General features: G+C 60.8%; 16 protein-coding genes and 1 pseudogene. 10 read left to right on the top strand and 7 right to left on the bottom strand.

Translation table 11 applies throughout. The features are described 5' to 3' along the window. Positions 1 to 80 precede the first annotated feature (80 nt). The 6 genes from ACZ9BE_RS24110 to ACZ9BE_RS24085 all read left to right on the top strand — a co-directional run bounded on the left by ACZ9BE_RS24110 (position 81) and on the right by ACZ9BE_RS24085 (position 8,233). Complete coding sequence (locus tag ACZ9BE_RS24110; protein ID WP_024014834.1) at positions 81 to 2,366, top strand: ABC transporter permease subunit; 2,286 nt, start codon at positions 81 to 83, stop codon at positions 2,364 to 2,366. Positions 2,367 to 2,382: 16 nt separating this feature from the next. Further along, the gene (gene pstA, locus ACZ9BE_RS24105; protein WP_016772481.1) at positions 2,383 to 4,053 is read left to right on the top strand and encodes a phosphate ABC transporter permease PstA; all 1,671 of its coding nucleotides are present in this window, start codon (positions 2,383 to 2,385) and stop codon (positions 4,051 to 4,053) included. Between the two features lie 143 nt (positions 4,054 to 4,196). Next, complete coding sequence (pstB, locus tag ACZ9BE_RS24100) at positions 4,197 to 5,030, top strand: phosphate ABC transporter ATP-binding protein PstB (protein ID WP_041476597.1); 834 nt, start codon at positions 4,197 to 4,199, stop codon at positions 5,028 to 5,030. 119 nt (positions 5,031 to 5,149) lie between these two features. Beyond that, positions 5,150 to 5,911 (top strand): phosphate signaling complex protein PhoU, encoded by a 762-nt coding sequence (gene phoU / locus ACZ9BE_RS24095; RefSeq protein WP_016772483.1) that lies wholly within the window; start codon positions 5,150 to 5,152, stop codon positions 5,909 to 5,911. 176 nt (positions 5,912 to 6,087) lie between these two features. Then, positions 6,088 to 7,020: a response regulator gene (locus ACZ9BE_RS24090; RefSeq protein WP_041476598.1), complete on the top strand. Its 933-nt coding sequence runs from the start codon at positions 6,088 to 6,090 to the stop codon at positions 7,018 to 7,020. A gap of 316 nt (positions 7,021 to 7,336) precedes the next feature. Continuing rightward, complete coding sequence (locus ACZ9BE_RS24085) at positions 7,337 to 8,233, top strand: peptidoglycan DD-metalloendopeptidase family protein (protein WP_150742875.1); 897 nt, start codon at positions 7,337 to 7,339, stop codon at positions 8,231 to 8,233. Positions 8,234 to 8,405: 172 nt separating this feature from the next. On the opposite strand, the gene ACZ9BE_RS24080 is transcribed toward ACZ9BE_RS24085, so the two are convergent. From ACZ9BE_RS24080 to phoB, 3 genes are all read right to left on the bottom strand, one after another. Next, the gene (locus tag ACZ9BE_RS24080) at positions 8,406 to 9,746 is read right to left on the bottom strand and encodes a hemolysin family protein (RefSeq protein ID WP_016772486.1); all 1,341 of its coding nucleotides are present in this window, start codon (positions 9,744 to 9,746) and stop codon (positions 8,406 to 8,408) included. Positions 9,747 to 9,869: 123 nt separating this feature from the next. Then, complete coding sequence (phoR, locus tag ACZ9BE_RS24075) at positions 9,870 to 11,156, bottom strand: phosphate regulon sensor histidine kinase PhoR (RefSeq protein WP_231991049.1); 1,287 nt, start codon at positions 11,154 to 11,156, stop codon at positions 9,870 to 9,872. Positions 11,157 to 11,293: 137 nt separating this feature from the next. Continuing rightward, on the bottom strand, positions 11,294 to 11,983 hold the full coding sequence (gene phoB / locus ACZ9BE_RS24070) for a phosphate regulon transcriptional regulator PhoB (protein ID WP_007896474.1): 690 nt from the start codon (positions 11,981 to 11,983) through the stop codon (positions 11,294 to 11,296). A gap of 151 nt (positions 11,984 to 12,134) precedes the next feature. Between phoB and ACZ9BE_RS24065 the strand changes: the two genes are divergently transcribed. Next, positions 12,135 to 12,518, top strand: coding sequence for a COG4315 family predicted lipoprotein (locus ACZ9BE_RS24065; RefSeq protein WP_252877130.1), 384 nt, complete (start codon positions 12,135 to 12,137; stop codon positions 12,516 to 12,518). Positions 12,519 to 12,633: 115 nt separating this feature from the next. Here ACZ9BE_RS24065 and ubiA read toward each other — a convergent pair whose 3' ends face one another. After that, on the bottom strand, positions 12,634 to 13,524 hold the full coding sequence (gene ubiA / locus ACZ9BE_RS24060; RefSeq protein WP_056790919.1) for a 4-hydroxybenzoate octaprenyltransferase: 891 nt from the start codon (positions 13,522 to 13,524) through the stop codon (positions 12,634 to 12,636). Continuing rightward, positions 13,524 to 14,084 carry a chorismate--pyruvate lyase family protein gene (locus ACZ9BE_RS24055; RefSeq protein ID WP_076564594.1) on the bottom strand — a complete coding sequence of 187 codons (561 nt, stop codon included), beginning with the start codon at positions 14,082 to 14,084 and terminating at the stop codon, positions 13,524 to 13,526. The genes ubiA and ACZ9BE_RS24055 overlap by 1 nt, the downstream gene beginning before the upstream one ends. Positions 14,085 to 14,285: 201 nt before the next feature. On the opposite strand from ACZ9BE_RS24055, the gene ACZ9BE_RS24050 reads away from it, so the two are divergent. From ACZ9BE_RS24050 to ACZ9BE_RS24040, 3 genes are all read left to right on the top strand, one after another. Further along, a complete protein-coding gene (locus tag ACZ9BE_RS24050; protein ID WP_305381791.1) occupies positions 14,286 to 14,453 on the top strand; it encodes a rubredoxin in 168 nt (55 codons plus the stop codon). Between the two features lie 19 nt (positions 14,454 to 14,472). Then, on the top strand, positions 14,473 to 15,621 hold the full coding sequence (locus tag ACZ9BE_RS24045) for an NAD(P)/FAD-dependent oxidoreductase (protein WP_252887026.1): 1,149 nt from the start codon (positions 14,473 to 14,475) through the stop codon (positions 15,619 to 15,621). Positions 15,622 to 15,811: 190 nt separating this feature from the next. Then, a complete protein-coding gene (locus ACZ9BE_RS24040) occupies positions 15,812 to 16,087 on the top strand; it encodes an HU family DNA-binding protein (RefSeq protein ID WP_003213368.1) in 276 nt (91 codons plus the stop codon). Positions 16,088 to 16,189: 102 nt separating this feature from the next. Here ACZ9BE_RS24040 and ACZ9BE_RS24035 read toward each other — a convergent pair. Together ACZ9BE_RS24035 and ACZ9BE_RS24030 are read right to left on the bottom strand one after the other, a co-directional pair. Then, positions 16,190 to 16,351, bottom strand: a pseudogene (locus ACZ9BE_RS24035) (phosphatidate cytidylyltransferase); the annotation flags it as partial. 44 nt (positions 16,352 to 16,395) lie between these two features. Continuing rightward, positions 16,396 to 17,016 carry a hypothetical protein gene (locus ACZ9BE_RS24030; RefSeq protein ID WP_476250012.1) on the bottom strand — a complete coding sequence of 207 codons (621 nt, stop codon included), beginning with the start codon at positions 17,014 to 17,016 and terminating at the stop codon, positions 16,396 to 16,398. Positions 17,017 to 17,041 lie beyond the last annotated feature (25 nt).

Below are 17,041 nucleotides of genomic sequence, written 5' to 3'. Positions count from 1 at the left end.
CTGCCGGACTTCCGGCTGGCGGATTTGCTGCGTCACTGCACTGTCATCTTTCTGTCATACAGGATCGCTAGGGTGTGCGCATGAATGATCTGGCCAATTCCCCAATGACTACGTCTTCCCCTCCCAAGCGCATTGATTTCAATACGCCTGAGCTGCAACGCAAGCGCCGCATCCGCGCGCTCAAGGATCGCTTCACCCGTTGGTACGTCCTCGTTGGCGGCCTGGCGGTGCTCGCGGCCATCACCCTGATCTTCTTCTTCCTCGCCTACGTCGTTGCGCCACTGTTTCAAGGCGCCGACCTGACCGCGAAAGACTCGATCACCCCGGCCTGGATGCAGGACGCGGGCAAGCCGCTGATGATCTCGCTCGAAGAGCAGAATCAGGTGGCCATGCGTGTATCCGACAAGGGCCAGGCGCTGTTCTTCGATCTCGACAGTGGCGCTGAATTGAGGCGTGTCGATCTGCCGCTGCCTGCGGGCGCCACTGTGACGTCTATTGGCGAAGACCAGCCGGGTCATCCGCTGGTGGCCGTGGGTCTGTCCAACGGTCAGGCGCTGGTGTTCCGTCATACCTATAAAGTCAGCTATCCCGATGGCAAGAAAACCATCAGCCCGGCCATCGAATATCCCTATGGCGAGGCGCCAATTGCGCTGAACGAAAGCGGCGGCGCGCTGGAGCATGTCAGCCTCAACGCCACCGACTCGACGCTGATGCTGGTCGGCTCCACTGGCTCGCAACTCAATGTGCTGTCGCTGACCAGCGAAGAAAACATGATGACCGGCGAAGTCACCAACGAGCAGACGCGCATCGATCTGCCGCAGATGACCGAGCCGGTGAAAAACATCTTCGTCGACCCGCGCCAGCAGTGGCTGTACGTGGTCAACGGTCGTGCTCAGGCCGACGTGTTCAGCCTGCGCGACAAGAGCCTCAACGGGCGCTACAAACTGCTGGAAAACGCTGACGCCCAAGTCACTGCCACCGCGCAGCTGGTCGGCGGTATCTCGCTGATCGTCGGCGATTCCAAGGGCGGTCTGGCCCAGTGGTTCATGGCTCGCGATACCGATGGCGAGCAGCGTCTGAAGCAGATCCGCACCTTCCAGATGGGCACCACGCCGATCGTTGAAATCGCTGCCGAAGAGCGCCGCAAAGGCTTCCTCGCCCTCGATGCCAGCGGCAAGCTCGGCGTGTTCCACAGCACCGCACACCGCACGTTGCTGGTCGATCAGGTGGTTGAAGGCCAGGGCCTGTTTGGTCTGTCGCCGCGCGCCAACCGAGTGATCGTCGAAGCCGGCGGCAAGCTGCAGCCGTTGCTGCTCGACAACCCGCACCCGGAAGTATCGTGGAGCGCGCTGTGGAGCAAGGTCTGGTACGAGAACTACGACGAGCCTAAATACGTCTGGCAGTCGACCGCCGCCAACACCGATTTCGAACCGAAACTGAGCCTGTCGCCGCTGACCTTCGGCACCCTGAAAGCCGCGTTCTACGCCATGCTGCTGGCCGCGCCACTGGCCGTCGCCGCTGCGATCTACACCGCGTACTTCATGGCCCCGGGCATGCGCCGCAAGGTCAAACCGGTGATCGAACTGATGGAAGCGATGCCGACGGTGATCCTCGGTTTCTTCGCCGGCCTGTTCCTCGCGCCGTACGTAGAAGGCCATCTGCCGGGCATCTTCAGCCTGCTGATGTTGCTGCCGATCGGCATTCTGGTCGCCGGTTTCACCTTCAGCCGCCTGCCTGAATCGATCCGCCTGAAAGTCCCGGACGGTTGGGAAAGTGCGCTGCTGATTCCGGTGATCCTGTTTGTGGGCTGGCTCTCGCTGTACATGAGCCCGTTCATGGAGAACTGGTTCTTCGGCGGCGACATGCGCATGTGGATCTCCCATGACCTGGGCATCACCTACGACCAGCGCAACGCTCTGGTGGTCGGTCTGGCCATGGGTTTCGCGGTGATCCCGAACATCTACTCGATCGCCGAAGACGCCGTGTTCAGTGTGCCGCGCGGCCTGACCCTGGGTTCGCTGGCCTTGGGTGCGACGCCATGGCAGACCATGACCCGCGTGGTGATCCTGACCGCCAGCCCGGGCATCTTCTCGGCGCTGATGATCGGCATGGGCCGTGCGGTCGGCGAAACCATGATCGTGCTGATGGCCACCGGCAACACCCCGGTCATGGAGATGAACCTGTTCGAAGGCCTGCGCACCCTGGCCGCCAACGTCGCGGTGGAAATGCCCGAGTCGGAAGTCGGCGGCAGCCACTACCGCGTGCTGTTCCTCTCGGCGCTGGTGCTGCTGCTGTTCACCTTCGTCATGAACACCCTGGCAGAACTGATTCGTCAGCGTCTGCGCAAGAAATACTCGTCGCTTTAAGCAAAGGTAGAAGTCTGTGAAACAGAACTCCCTGAAAGGATGGTTCAAGAGCGGCGCCCCGGGCGTCTGGATCAGCGGTGGCGCGGTGTCCATCGCGGTCATCATGACCATTGGTCTGTTGGCGGTGATTGCCGTGCGCGGTCTCGGTCACTTCTGGCCGGCGGACCTGATCCACGCGCATTACGACGTACCGGGCCAGGCCAATCACCTGGTGATCGGCGAAGTGGTGCAGAAAGAAGAAGTGCCGCGCGCACGTCTGAAGAGCGCCGGTCTGCCGGTGCCGGACGAAGGTCCGGAATTCATGACCCGCGAGCTGATCAAGGTCGGCAACCGTGACCTGAACGGCAACGACTTCACCTGGATCGTCGGCGAGTGGCTGACCAAGCAGACCACACCGCCAGAATTGATGGCGATCGAGCGTCGCGAGTGGGGCAACTTCTACGGCTACCTGGTCAACGTCAAACAGGACGGCAAGGTCATCGCCGAAGGCGAGGCCGCTTGGCCTGAACTGCAAGCGCGCATCGATCGGGTGAACGATCTTGCGGCTCAACTGAAGACGCTGGAAAAAACCGACATCGGCGCAATCAATGCCGGCCTCGAGCGAATCCGTCTGCACGGGCGCAAACTGGAGCTGGAGGGCAAACTCGACGCCACCGCACAAGCGGACATGGAGTCCGAGCGCGCCGAGCTGGACGCGCGCTACAAAGACATCGAAGCACGTCTGTCTGATTTGCATGCACAGTTCAACCGCGACGCCTTGACCGCCCGTGACGCCAACGGCAAGGAAATCGAAATCGGTCTGGGCAAAGTCGTGCATGCCTACCAGCCAAACGGCATGAGCACCTTGACCAAGGTTGGTTTCTACTTCAGCAAGATCTGGGAATTCCTCTCCGACGACCCGCGTGAAGCGAACACCGAAGGCGGGATCTTCCCGGCGATCTTCGGCACTGTGATGATGACCCTGATCATGGCGATGATCGTTACACCGTTCGGCGTGCTGGCAGCGGTGTACCTGCGCGAATATGCCAAGCAGAACACCCTGACTCGCGTCATTCGTATCGCGGTGAACAACCTCGCCGGCGTACCGGCGATCGTTTACGGCGTGTTCGGTCTGGGCTTCTTCGTCTACGTGCTGGGTGGTTCGGTCGACCGCTTGTTCTTCCCTGAAGCACTGCCGGCGCCGACCTTTGGTACGCCGGGCCTGCTCTGGGCCTCGCTGACCCTGGCGCTGCTGGCAGTGCCGGTGGTGATTGTGGCGACCGAAGAAGGTCTGGCGCGGATTCCTCGTACCGTGCGTGAAGGCTCGTTGGCCCTCGGCGCGACCAAAGCGGAAACGCTGTGGAAAATCGTTATCCCGATGGCCAGCCCGGCCATGATGACCGGGATGATCCTCGCCGTGGCCCGTGCCGCCGGTGAAGTGGCGCCGCTGATGCTGGTGGGTGTGGTGAAACTGGCGCCGTCGCTGCCGGTGGACGGCAACTACCCGTACCTGCACCTGGACCAGAAGATCATGCACCTGGGCTTCCACATCTATGACGTCGGCTTCCAGAGCCCCAACGTCGAAGCAGCCCGCCCGCTGGTGTACGCCACCGCGCTGCTGCTGGTGCTGGTGATCGCGACGCTGAACCTGTCGGCGGTGTATATCCGCAACCACCTGCGCGAAAAATACAAAGCACTGGATAGCTGATTTTGCAGCACTGATTTTTATGTGGGAGCGAGCCTGCTCGCGAAGGCATCACCGCGGTTTCATAGACAAACCGCAGCGCCTGAATCGCGAGCAGGCTCACTCCTACAAAACCGAACCGAATTTGTTAGCACAGGGAGCCTCCCATGCAGCACGAAACACACAGCCACGGCATCAACATGTCTGCCCTGGGCCGCGACAAGCAGAGCCTCAACCTGGCGCAGGAAACCGTCGCCATCGAAGTGCCGGGCCTGAGCCTCTACTACGGCGACAAACAGGCACTGTTCGACGTCAGCATGAACATCCCGAAACAGCGCGTGACGGCGTTCATCGGCCCGTCCGGCTGCGGTAAGTCGACGCTGCTGCGTACCTTCAACCGGATGAACGATCTGGTCGACGGCTGCCGTGTCGAGGGCGCGATCAACCTGTACGGCAACAACATCTATCGCAAGGGCGAAGACGTTGCCGAACTGCGTCGTCGCGTCGGCATGGTGTTCCAGAAGCCCAACCCGTTCCCGAAGACCATCTACGAAAACGTGGTCTATGGCCTGCGCATCCAGGGCATCAACAAGAAGCGCATCCTCGACGAAGCCGTTGAATGGGCGTTGAAAGGCGCGGCATTGTGGGACGAGGTCAAAGACCGTCTGCACGACTCGGCCCTCGGCCTGTCCGGCGGTCAGCAACAGCGTCTGGTGATCGCCCGTACCATCGCGGTCGAGCCGGAAGTGCTGCTACTCGACGAACCGTGCTCCGCTCTGGACCCGATCTCGACGCTGAAAGTCGAAGAGCTGATCTACGAGCTGAAATCCAAGTTCACCATCGTCATCGTTACCCACAACATGCAACAGGCGGCACGGGTGTCCGACTACACCGCGTTCATGTACATGGGCAAACTGGTGGAATTCGGCGACACCGATACTCTGTTCACCAATCCGGCGAAGAAGCAGACCGAAGACTACATCACCGGTCGCTATGGCTGATTGCAGCAGCTGCAAGCCGCAAGCTTCAAGCGGCAAGAAAGAATTGGTGCGATATCAGGACTTACACATAACTGCTTGAAGCTTGCAGCTTGAAGCTTGCAACTTTCGCGGAGCGAACAATGATTTCCAAAGAAGGCCTTACCCATCACATTTCCGCGCAGTTCAACGCTGAACTGGAGGAAGTGCGCAGCCACCTCCTTGCCATGGGCGGGCTGGTCGAGAAGCAGGTCAACGACGCGGTCACGGCGCTGATCGAGGCCGACTCCGGCCTGGCTCAGCAGGTCCGTGAGATCGACGACCAGATCAACCAGATGGAACGCAACATCGACGAAGAATGCCTGCGCATTCTCGCCCGTCGTCAGCCGGCAGCCTCTGACCTGCGTTTGATCATCAGCATTTCCAAATCGGTGATCGACCTCGAGCGTATCGGCGACGAAGCCACCAAGATCGCCCGCCGCGCCATCCAGTTGTGCGAAGAAGGTGAAGCGCCGCGCGGTTACGTCGAGGTCCGTCACATTGGCGACCAGGTGCGCAACATGGTTCGTGATGCGCTGGACGCCTTCGCGCGTTTTGACGCCGATCTGGCCTTGTCGGTGGCGCAGTACGACAAGATCATCGACCGCGAATACAAAACCGCCCTGCGTGAGCTGGCCACTTACATGATGGAAGACCCGCGCTCTATCTCGCGGGTGCTGAGCATCATCTGGGTCCTGCGTTCACTGGAGCGCATCGGCGATCATGCGCGCAACATCTCCGAACTGGTGATCTACCTGGTGCGCGGCACCGACGTGCGGCACATGGGCCTCAAGCGTATGAAAGAAGAAGTTGAAGGCACAAGCGCTGAAACCGCTAATGTTCCGGGCGAAGCTGACGATAAGTAAGATTGCCTGAGAAAAGCGCCCGGCCCTCTGGCCGGGCGTTTTTGTTTCTGCTTTTCAGAAGCGGATTCGAATTAAAAGCAGCACCCGCGAACGAAAAGTCCCGGCGTGACTGAAGAGTTTTGGCAATGTGCCATCAGCCAGCGTTATGCTTGCCGGGATTTTAATAGGGGTGTTGGATGAGCAAGATCAGTGTGTTGGTCGTGGACGATGCTTCGTTCATTCGTGACCTGGTGAAAAAGTGCCTGCGTAATTACTTCCCGGGGATCCGCACCGAGGACGCCATCAACGGCAAAAAGGCCCAGGCCATGCTGGCCAAAGAGGCTTTCGACCTGGTGCTGTGCGACTGGGAAATGCCGGAAATGTCCGGCCTCGAACTGCTGACCTGGTGCCGCGAGCAGGACAACCTCAAGACCATGCCGTTCGTCATGGTCACCAGCCGTGGCGACAAGGAAAACGTCGTGCAGGCGATTCAGGCCGGCGTATCCGGTTACGTCAGCAAGCCGTTCACCAACGAGCAGCTGCTGACCAAGGTCAAGCAGGCACTGAACAAGGTCGGCAAGCTCGACACCTTGATGAACAGCGCGCCGACCAAGATGAATTCGGCATTCGGCAACGATTCCCTGAGCGCACTGACCGGCGGCAAGCCTGCCGTGGTCGGCGGCGCTGCGGCCAGGCCTGCCGCTGCTGCACCCGCTCCAGCCGCTGCGCCGTCGCGCGGTTTGCTCAACAGCCCGCCAGTTCAGGCGCCCGGTGCATCCAAGGCGCCGGTGGGCGGTCGTGGGCAGGGCCAGTTGCGCCTGCCGAGCGGTACCCAGCAATGCGTGATCAAGGCCTTGAGCATCAAGGAGGCGCTGCTGGTAGTGAAGCGCACCGAGACCCTGCCGCAGATCCTCGACAGCGCCGTGCTCGATCTGGAGCAGGGCGACAACGCCGAGATCGCGCGGCTCAATGGTTACCTGCACGCCATCGTCGCCCACGAGCAGAAAGCCGACAGCGACTGGCTGCAACTGACCTTCCGCTTTGTCGACCAGGATGCGCAGAAGCTCGACTACATCTCGCGCCTGATCGCCCGGGGCACGGCGCAGAAGCATTTCGTACCCGGCGCGTAAGCTTCGTCGCCCGATAGGCCGCCTTCGCGAGCAGGCTCGCTCCCACCCTGGAACGCATTCCAAATGTGGGAGCGAGCCTGCTCGCGAAGGGGCCAGCCAAAACACCACTTGTCTCCCGTGCTCTGATCGTTCCCACGCGCAGCAAAGGAATGCCTCAACCGGACGCTCCGTGTCCTCTGTGCAGGGGACGCAGAGCGTCCCGGGCTGCATCCCCACGCAGAGCGTGGGGACGATCATTTGAAACATCTGTCGACTAGCCTGGTCTGTCTCAGCTGCTAGGCTGATTCCCAGGCCTTCCTTCGACAGACTTTTGCCCATGTTCGCGCGCCTGCTGTTTTTCTGCGGTCTCTGCCTGGCCTCCCAGCTGGCGATGGCCATGACCATCTACAAATCCACCGATGCCAACGGCGTGGTCTCGTACAGCGACCGCCCGAGCAAAGGCGCAAAGGTGTTCGTGTTTCAGGACCGTATGGTCGAGCGCCTCGACCGCCAGGTGTACCTGGACATCAAGAAGCAGAAAGGCGTCGACGTGGTGTTTGCGCGCAACGATTTGTACGCGCCGGTCGAGGTTGCCCTGGCCTTCATTGGCACGAGTAATGTGCGCGGCGTGCCCGCGCGGGCGATCCGTCGCGTGCTGCCGCCGCGCAGCAACACACGGCTGGCGCTGCTGACGGCGATCAGCCGTGACCAGCCGCTGGTGTATTCGCCGCAGTTCCAGTATTCGCTGGGCGACCCCGCAGGCACCGCACAGAGCTATCGCTATCCGCTGCCCTGGCGTGGCGGGCCGTTTCGCCTGAGTCAGGGCGCCAACGGCCAATACAGCCACTACGGGCCGAAGAACCGCTACGCCATGGACATCGCCATGCCGGTGGGCACGCCGATCATCGCCGCGCGAGCGGGAGTAGTGGTGAAAACCGAGAATTCCCAGAGCGGGCGCGGTACCGATGCCTCCGGCAATTTCGTCCGGGTGCTGCACGACGACGGCACCATGGGCGTGTACCTGCATCTCAAACAGGGTTCGGTGAGTGTGCGCGAAGGACAACGGGTCAAGGTCGGCAGCCCGCTGGCGCTGTCGGGCAACACCGGCAACAGCAGCGGCCCGCACCTGCACTTCGTGGTGCAGCGCAATACCGGAGAAGGGCTGGTGTCGATTCCCTATCAGTTCAACCAGCCGCTGGGGGCGTTGCCCAACTTTGCGTTGGGCAAACAGTAGGCGCGATAGGGTGTTGAGGGTTTTTGTGGCGAGGGGATTTATCCCCGTTGGGCCGCGAAGCGGCCCCAAATATTGCAACTCTGTACTAACTGACTGCATTCAATGGTTTTGGGACGGCTGCGCCGTCCAACGGGGATAAATCCCCTCGCCACAAGAGCCCCCCAAACTCCCATCAATCGAGCATCAACACCTTGGCCAGAACAATCTTCGGCCCTTTCATCTTCTTGATGATGATCCGCAAGCCTTCGACTTCCAGCACTTCTTCCTCTTCCGGCACCCGTTTCAGGGTTTCGTAAACCAGCCCGGCAAGGGTTTCCGCTTCGATGTGATCGAGATCGATGCCCAGCAGACGTTCGACCTTGAACAACGGCGTATCGCCACGCACCAGCAGCTTGCCTGGCTGATAGGCGAGAATGCCGCGCTCTGCCTTGCGGTGTTCGTCCTGAATGTCGCCGACCAGCACTTCCAGCACGTCTTCCATGGTCAGGTAGCCGATGATGTTGCCGTCAGCCTCTTCGACCACGGCGAAGTGCGAGCCACCCTTGCGGAACTGCTCCAGCAGTTGCGACAGCGGCATGTGCCGCGACACGCGCTCCAGCGGGCGGGTCAGCTCGGCCAGGTTGAACGACTCGGGAATGTGGTCCAGCGCGGCCAGTTCCAGCAGCAGATCCTTGATGTGCAGCAGGCCGACGAACTCCTGGCGCTCGCTGTCGTACACCGGATAACGGCTGAACTTGTGGCGACGGAACATCGCCAGGATTTCCTTCAGCGGCGCGTTGAACTCCAGGGTGATCAGGTCTTCGCGGGAGTTGGCCCAGTCGACCACTTCCAGCTCGCCCATTTCCACCGCCGAAGCCAACACGCGCATGCCCTGATCGCTCGGATCCTGGCCACGGCTGGAGTGCAGGATCAGTTTCAGTTCTTCGCGGCTGTAATGGTGTTCATGGTGCGGGCCGGGTTCACCTTGCCCGGCGATACGCAAAATCGCGTTGGCGCTGGCGTTGAGCAGGTAGATCGCCGGGTACATCGCCCAGTAGAACAGGTACAGCGGCACCGCCGTCCACAGCGACAGCAGCTCGGGTTTGCGGATCGCCCATGACTTGGGCGCCAGCTCGCCGACCACGATGTGCAGGTACGAAATGATGAAGAACGCGGTGAAGAACGACACGCCTTTGATGATCTCGGGCGAGTCGACGCCGACTGCGCTCAGCAGCGGCTCGAGAATATGCGCGAACGCCGGTTCACCGACCCAGCCCAGACCGAGAGAGGCGAGGGTGATGCCGAGCTGACACGCCGACAGGTAGGCATCGAGCTGACTGTGCACGGTGCGCAGGATGTGTCCGCGCCAGCCGTGTTGTTCAGCGATGGCCTCGACCCGGGTCGAGCGCAGTTTGACCATGGCGAATTCCGCCGCAACGAAAAAGCCGTTGAGCAAAACCAGGATCAGAGCAAAAAGAATCATGCCGAAGTCGGCAAAAATGGTCGCGAGGGACAAGCCAGGGGAAGGGTCCATGATGGAGTTTTGCGGGTTCCGTGTGATTCGAAAGTAGGGAGAAACAGCGCCTGAAAGGCAGGCACAAGTCAGCCAATGTAGCGGCTGACCGTGCGATTGCCTAGTGGCGTGTGCCGGGCGGCATCACTCGGCGGCGCTGATCGCCCGTGCGCTGGCCACTTGGGCCGGGGCGAAATGGCAGGTGAACGTGCTGCCGTGGCCGGGCACGCTGCTGATCTCCATGCGCGCGCGGTGGCGCAGCAGCACGTGCTTGACGATGGCCAGGCCGAGGCCGGTGCCGCCGGTGTTGGAGTTGCGGCTCGAGTCGACACGGTAGAAACGTTCGGTCAGGCGCGGCAGGTGTTTGCTGTCGATGCCGATGCCGGAATCCTGCACGCTCAGGTGCGCGCCCTGATCGTCGCCCCACCAGCGAATGCGGATGTTGCCCTCGGCGGGGGTGTACTTGACCGCGTTGAACACCAGATTAGAGAACGCGCTGCGCAGCTCGGCCTCGCTGCCCTTGAGCAGCACTCCGGCATTGGCCTCGAGGCTGATGCGCTGGTTCTTCGCCCCGGACAACTGCTGCGCATCGCTGGTAATCGATTGCAGCAAGGTGTCGATCTGCACTGGCTGGTTGTCCGACGGATAGTCGGTGGCTTCCAGCTTGGCCAGCAGCAACAGATCGTTGAGCAGTGTCTGCATGCGCCCGCCCTGTTGCTGCATCTGCTGCAGGGCACGGCTCCAGCGCGGGTTCACTTCTTCGACATTGTCGAGCAGGGTTTCCAGATAGCCGCAGATCACCGTCAGCGGTGTGCGCAGCTCGTGGGAGACGTTGGCGATGAAATCCTTGCGCATCTGTTCCAGCTGATGGATGCGCGTGACATCGCGGACCAGCATCAGGTGTTCATTGTTGCCGTAGCGCGTCAGGTACAGCTGAATGCGCACGCGATCGTTGGTCGGCGAAGGGATTTCCAATGGCTCGGCGAAGCTGTCCTGCTCGAAGTATTCCTTGAAGCGCGGATGGCGCACCAGGTTGGTCACCGGTTGGCCGCTGTCCTGCGGAGTCTTCAGGCCGAGCAGGGTTTCAGCGGCGCGGTTCCACCATTCGAGATTGCCGTCGCTGTCGAGCATGATGACTGCATCTTTCAGCGCGGCGGTGGATTCCTGCACCCGGTCGATCACCGCTTGCAGACGCCCGCGCACCCGTTGGTCGCGGCGTTGCAGGTGATAGATGCTGTCGAACACCTCGCCCCACAGACCATAGCCATCGGGCGGCGCTTCGTCGGGTTGGTGCTGGCGCAGCCATTCGTGCAGACGCAGCAATTGCTTGAGCGTCCAGGCCAGATAAAGCCCCAGACCCGCCGCGAGGCTCCAGCCGTAATAGCCGGTGATCAGGCCGATCACCAGGCAGGCGGTGACCAGCAACAGCATGTGGCGAATCAGGGTGCCATGCCAGTTTTGATTCACAGAGGCGTCCTTAGCCGCAGCGTCAAGTTTCAAGCTACAAGCTGCAAGTCAGAGCGGCTCGCTGTTTCTTGCCGCTTGTAGCTGAAAGCTTGCAGCTGCTTTCATGCTTTTGTGGAGAACCGGTAGCCGGTGCCGCGCACGGTTTGTACCAGATTTTCGTAAGCGTCGCCGAGGGCCTTGCGCAGGCGCCGGATGTGCACGTCGACGGTGCGCTCTTCGACGTAGACGTTGCCACCCCAGACCTGGTCAAGCAACTGGCCACGGGTGTAGGCGCGTTCCTGATGGGTCATGAAAAATTGCAGCAGGCGGTATTCGGTCGGGCCCATCTCGGCGGGTTTGCCGTCGATGGTCACGCGGTGGCTGATCGGGTCGAGCAGCAGGCCGCCGACTTCGATCGGCGCTTCGCCATCGGTCGGTCCGGCGCGGCGCAGCACAGCCTTGAGGCGGGCGACCAGTTCACGCGGGGAAAACGGTTTGGTGATGTAGTCGTCGGCGCCGACTTCCAGGCCCTGGATCTTGTTGTCCTCTTCGCCCTTGGCGGTGAGCATGATGATCGGGATGTCCCCGGTCAGCTCGTCACGCTTGAGGCGCCGGGCCAGTTCGATGCCCGAGGTGCCGGGCAGCATCCAGTCGAGCAGGATCAGGTCCGGTTTGCGGTCGACGATGATGGCGTGAGCCTGCTGCGAGTTCTCTGCCTCGAGGCAGTCATAGCCGGCCATTTCCAACGCCACGGCGATCATTTCGCGAATGGGCGCTTCGTCGTCGACGATAAGAATGCTCCTGCCAACCATGCCTTAATCCTCTTGTCATTTAACTGTCTTGCGCCGCATTAGATAACGGAATTATTGCAGTCGTGTGACAGTATTTCAGGCCGGCAACATTTGCACCCATCCTCGACTAAGCTCTAAGTCCGAATCCTGACAACCACAAAAGAAGGTTTCCATGACTCAGATGACTGCTTCTTTCAAAGCCCTGCTGATGGCCGCCGCCCTGACATTGCCGGGGCTGGCCATGGCGGCCGATCCGGCGATGGAGAAGGACGGCATGTACACCGACCACAAGGGCATGACCCTGTACACCTTCGCCAAGGACTCCGCTGGCAAGTCCGCGTGTAACGACAAGTGCGCGGCAAACTGGCCGCCGTTGATGGCGCAGGCGGGTGACAAATCCATGGGCGACTGGACGGTGATCAAGCGTGACGACGGCACGATGCAGTGGGCCTACCAGGGCATGCCGTTGTACACCTTCGTGATGGACAAAAAGGCCGGCGACATGACCGGCGACGGCAAAATGGACGGCGCGTGGAAAGTCGCCAAGGCCAAATAGATGCAACCCAGACGCTGTGGGAGCGAGCCTGCTCGCGAAAACGATGTGTCAGTTATCGCAGAGGTGACTGACATGACGCCTTCGCGAGCAGGCTCGCTCCCACAGGTGTCATGCATTAGCGCAGTGCGTAATCCAGCACGATCCCGACAAATATCGCCAACCCTGCCCAGTGGTTGTGCAAGAAGGCCTGGAAGCAGCGCATGCGGTCCTTGCTGCGTGTGTACCAGAACTCCCACGCATAACACCCCGCAGCCACCAGCAGGCCGAGGTGGAACCAGATCCCCAGCTCGAACTTCGACCCGGCCAGAATCAGGCAGCCCAATGACAGCGCCTGCAAGCTGAGGATGATCACCCGATCCGCCTCGCCAAACAGAATCGCCGTGGATTTCACGCCGATCTTCAGGTCGTCATCACGATCGGTCATCGCGTAATAAGTGTCGTAGCCCACCGTCCACAGCAGGTTGGCAATCCACAGCAGCCACGCCGCCGCTGGCAACTCGCCGGTCTCGGCGGTAAAGGCCATCGGCATGCCCCAGGAGAACGCCGCGCCCAGCACCACTTGCGGGTAGTAGGTGTAGCGCTTCATGAACGGGTAAGTGAATGCCAGCGCTAGACCGCCCAGCGACAGCCAGATCGTCGGCGCATTGGTGCACAGCACCAGCAGAAAACTGATGCCCATCAGCACGGCAAAGAACACCAGCGCTTCCTTCGAGCTGATCCGGCCGCTGGCCAGCGGCCGTTGCGCGGTGCGTTTGACGTGGCCGTCGACCTTGCGGTCGGCCCAGTCGTTGATCACGCAGCCGCCGGCACGGGTCAGCACTACGCCAAGAACAAAAATCACCACGTTGGCCAGCGACGGCGAGCCCTTGCCGGCAATCCACAATGCCCACAATGTCGGCCACAGCAGCAGGTAAATGCCGATCGGCTTGTCCATGCGCGTCAACTGAACGAAATCCCAGGCGCGCGGGTTCAGACGGTTGAGGGACTTGAGCAGGCTTTGATACATCAGCAGTTCTCCGGATGGGCGCGGGCGGCGTCCCACAGGCTCGGCAGGAAGATTTCCGCGACCAGCACGCTCAGCGCACCACGGTCGAAACGCGAACGCCGGCCCCACAATTCAGGGGCTTGCACCGCTGGCGGCAACCATTGTTCAGGGTAGTGGCAGACTTCAATGGCGCGGCGTTGAAATGCCCGATCGCAAAACAGCAATTCGCCCAGCGAGCGGCTGCCCAGCTCATCCATGTGTAAACCATCACCTTGCAGGGCGGCGCGCGAGGCGACGCTGCGGGCAAACACCCAGGCTTCGCCATGACCACGCAAATACACCTCACGCACCCAGCCTTCGCTGCCCTCGGCCAGATCCAGCGCCGCGCATTCATCAGCGCGCAGGGTGTCCCAGCCTTCGAACAACGGCGACACGCTGAAGCCATCCTCGGACAAACGGGTCAAACGGCGGGTCAGCGAACCTTCGTCGAACAACCAGTCCAGGGTCAACGGATCGGGGCGGGGCGTCAGGCGGTCTTGGGTCAGCCAGAGCGGGGCGGGGCAGGCATTTGAATGTTGCACAATGAGTCATTATTGGCCGCAAATGAGGCGGCGAGCTTACCATGGCAGGCGACAGGATTGAGCGGCGCCGGCCGCCGTTGCGCCGAACAGGCTTGCATCTGCGCGGCACCCTCAGTACAAAACGCCCTGAGCAGGATGGCAGCGCAACACCCATCGACCGTCCGCGCCGGCACTACGCCTGAACCCTGAGGAAGTACCTGAATGAAGAAGTGGCAATGTATCGTCTGTGGCCTGATCTATAACGAAGCCGAGGGCTGGCCGGATGACGACATCGCGCCGGGCACCCGCTGGGAAGACGTACCGGCAGACTGGCTGTGTCCCGACTGCGGCGTCGGCAAAATGGACTTCGAAATGATTGAAATCAACTAAGCAAATAGAGGAGTAGGGCATGAGCGCACCAGTCGTCATCATCGGCACCGGGCTTGCGGGCTACAACCTGGCCCGCGAGTTTCGCAAGCTCGACAGCGAAACCCCGCTGCTGCTGATCACCGCCGATGACGGCCGCTCTTACTCCAAGCCGATGCTCTCCACCGGCTTCGGCAAGAACAAGGATGCCGACGGCCTGAGCATGGCCGAACCCGGCGCCATGGCCGAGCAGTTGAAGGCCGAAGTGCGCACCCACACGCGCATCAGCGGTATCGACGCCGGCCACAAACGCTTGTGGATCGGCGAAGAAGCCGTGCCCTATCGCGACTTGATTCTGGCCTGGGGCGCGGAAACCGTGCGCGTGCCGATCGAAGGCGACGGCGGGGAACTGGTGTTCCCGATCAACGATCTGGAAGACTACGCGCGCTTCCGTGCCGCAGCCGCGGGCAAGCGTCGGGTGTTGTTGCTCGGCGCCGGGTTGATCGGCTGTGAATTTGCCAATGACCTGATCCTCGGCGGCTACGAAGTGCAACTGGTCGCGCCGTGCGAACAGGTCATGCCAATGCTCTTGCATCCTGCCGCGGCGGCGGCCGTGCAGGCCGGGCTGGAAAGTATCGGGGCGAAGTTTCACCTCGGCCCGGTGCTGACCCGCCTGGAGAAAGTCGCCGATGGCCTGGAAGCGCACCTGTCCGACGGTCAGATCATCCCGTGCGATGTGGTGGTCTCGGCGATCGGTCTGCGCCCGCGCATCGATCTGGCAGCGGCTGCCGGCGTGCAGGTCAATCGCGGCGTGATGGTCGATCGTTACCTGAAGACCTCTCACGCCAACATCTACGCCTTGGGCGACTGCGCCGAAGTCGACGGGCTCAATCTGCTCTACGTGATGCCACTGATGAGCTGCGCGCGCGCGTTGGCGCAAACCCTCGCCGGAAACCCGACCGCAGTCAGCTACGGGCCGATGCCTATCACCGTGAAAACCCCGGTGTGCCCGCTGGTGGTTTCGCCGCCGCCACGGGGCAGCGAAGGCGTTTGGAGCGTCGAAGGGCAGGGCGCCGACATCAAAGCGCTGTGCCACAGTGCCGACGGTCAGTTACTCGGATACGCCCTGACCGGCGGGGCAGTCATGGAAAAACTGGCCCTGAACAAACAGCTGCCGCCGCTGCTGGCGTAAATGCCGGTCGTTCTGTCGCAAACACCGCTCTTTTGCCCCGACAAAGGTCTTGGGGAGACTGGCGCCGCCGTTGGCGGCGTGCCATTCTCACTCCCGTCTGCCGCAGAGTAGAGCCTGCGGCGCCTTGGGCGCTGTTCCAACGAGAACAGCACGGACATAACAACAAAAAACCGTCAAAGGGGCTTCACTAATGCGTAAACCAGAACTCGCCGCTGCAATCGCCGAAAAGGCAGACCTGACCAAAGAACAGGCCAATCGCGTCCTCAACGCCGTCCTCGAAGAAATCACCGGCGCCCTGCACCGCAAGGACAGCGTGACGCTGGTCGGCTTCGGCACCTTCCTGCAACGCCACCGCGGCGCCCGCACCGGCAAAAACCCGCAGACCGGCGAACCGGTCAAGATCAAGGCCAGCAACACCGTTGCGTTCAAGCCAGGCAAATCGTTGAAAGACAGCGTCAATCCTTGATGGCGGCGTGCTCCCCTGAATGACGGGGAGAACCGCAAATGAAAATGGGCACACCGATTGCGGTCGGGTGCCCATTTTTTGTGGTTGGAGCATTCGTCTAGATCAGACGGAGAAGAAGTAACGCGTCAGGTGAAAGAAGAGCGGTGCCGCGAAGCATATCGAGTCCATCCAATCGAGGATTCCGCCGTGACCTTTGATCATTGTGCCCCAGTCCTTCGCGCTCAGACTGCGTTTGATAGCGGACATGACCAAGCTGCCTAGCCAGCTTGCGGCAGTCATTGGGACTTAAGCATCGGGCAGCACGCCGACTACTCGGTCATCCGAACTGTTAATCGCAATGGCTTATCCTGGAATTGCTCAATTCGTAGCCTGCCCAAAATTTCATCGTTCGTACTCTGCCCTTTGCATACCAATTCATATTTGAAGACTTTACTTAACCGGGAGTCCGCATATTTACACTCGACTGAAAGCAAGTTCTCGTTCGACCCATGCTCGTCCAGTGGTTCATCTGCCAGGTCATTAATATGTATCCAGACGGCGCTTAAGCCAAGTTTCTCTGGATCCTCAGTCATGTCCATGATCCAGATCTTGATTTCGCTGAGGAGCGTGAGACAGCCCCCAATGCTGGGAAGTAATTTGACGTTGAACTTGGCGGTCTGCGCAGTGGGTAGCCAAGGTTGTTTAAATTTTTTGACTCCAAGGTTGGGGTCTCTTGCGTAGTTTTCTGGCGCGTAACAGTAATATGGGGAAAACGGCTGATAGTACGCTTCGGCGGTGACGCTAAAATTCGCAGGGATGTCCATGTTCAGTGTTGCCGAACTGGAGAACGAATTGCATCCAGTTCCAAATATTATGAAGCTGGCCAATAACAAAGCGCGGATCGAGTGCGTTGCAGTGACGAAGTTTAACTTGGGGGACAACGAGAGCATCGGTACTTCCTTGTTGACTGATTAA

Source organism: Pseudomonas sp. TE9122 (genome assembly GCF_056278925.1).
The sequence above is the reverse complement of the archived record's forward strand: the minus strand, read 5'-3'. Positions and strand labels throughout refer to the sequence as shown.

Coding starts and splice junctions, on each gene's coding strand:
- ACZ9BE_RS24110 (WP_024014834.1), top strand. CDS start 81: ATGAATGATCTGGCCAATTCCCCAATGACTACGTCTTCCCCTCCCAAG.
- pstB (WP_041476597.1), top strand. CDS start 4,197: ATGCAGCACGAAACACACAGCCACGGCATCAACATGTCTGCCCTGGGC.
- phoU (WP_016772483.1), top strand. CDS start 5,150: ATGATTTCCAAAGAAGGCCTTACCCATCACATTTCCGCGCAGTTCAAC.
- ACZ9BE_RS24090 (WP_041476598.1), top strand. CDS start 6,088: ATGAGCAAGATCAGTGTGTTGGTCGTGGACGATGCTTCGTTCATTCGT.
- ACZ9BE_RS24085 (WP_150742875.1), top strand. CDS start 7,337: ATGTTCGCGCGCCTGCTGTTTTTCTGCGGTCTCTGCCTGGCCTCCCAG.
- ACZ9BE_RS24080 (WP_016772486.1), bottom strand. CDS start 9,746: ATGGACCCTTCCCCTGGCTTGTCCCTCGCGACCATTTTTGCCGACTTC.
- phoR (WP_231991049.1), bottom strand. CDS start 11,156: ATGCTGTTGCTGGTCACCGCCTGCCTGGTGATCGGCCTGATCACCGGC.
- phoB (WP_007896474.1), bottom strand. CDS start 11,983: ATGGTTGGCAGGAGCATTCTTATCGTCGACGACGAAGCGCCCATTCGC.
- ACZ9BE_RS24065 (WP_252877130.1), top strand. CDS start 12,135: ATGACTCAGATGACTGCTTCTTTCAAAGCCCTGCTGATGGCCGCCGCC.
- ubiA (WP_056790919.1), bottom strand. CDS start 13,524: ATGTATCAAAGCCTGCTCAAGTCCCTCAACCGTCTGAACCCGCGCGCC.
- ACZ9BE_RS24050 (WP_305381791.1), top strand. CDS start 14,286: ATGAAGAAGTGGCAATGTATCGTCTGTGGCCTGATCTATAACGAAGCC.
- ACZ9BE_RS24045 (WP_252887026.1), top strand. CDS start 14,473: ATGAGCGCACCAGTCGTCATCATCGGCACCGGGCTTGCGGGCTACAAC.
- ACZ9BE_RS24040 (WP_003213368.1), top strand. CDS start 15,812: ATGCGTAAACCAGAACTCGCCGCTGCAATCGCCGAAAAGGCAGACCTG.
- ACZ9BE_RS24030 (WP_476250012.1), bottom strand. CDS start 17,016: ATGCTCTCGTTGTCCCCCAAGTTAAACTTCGTCACTGCAACGCACTCG.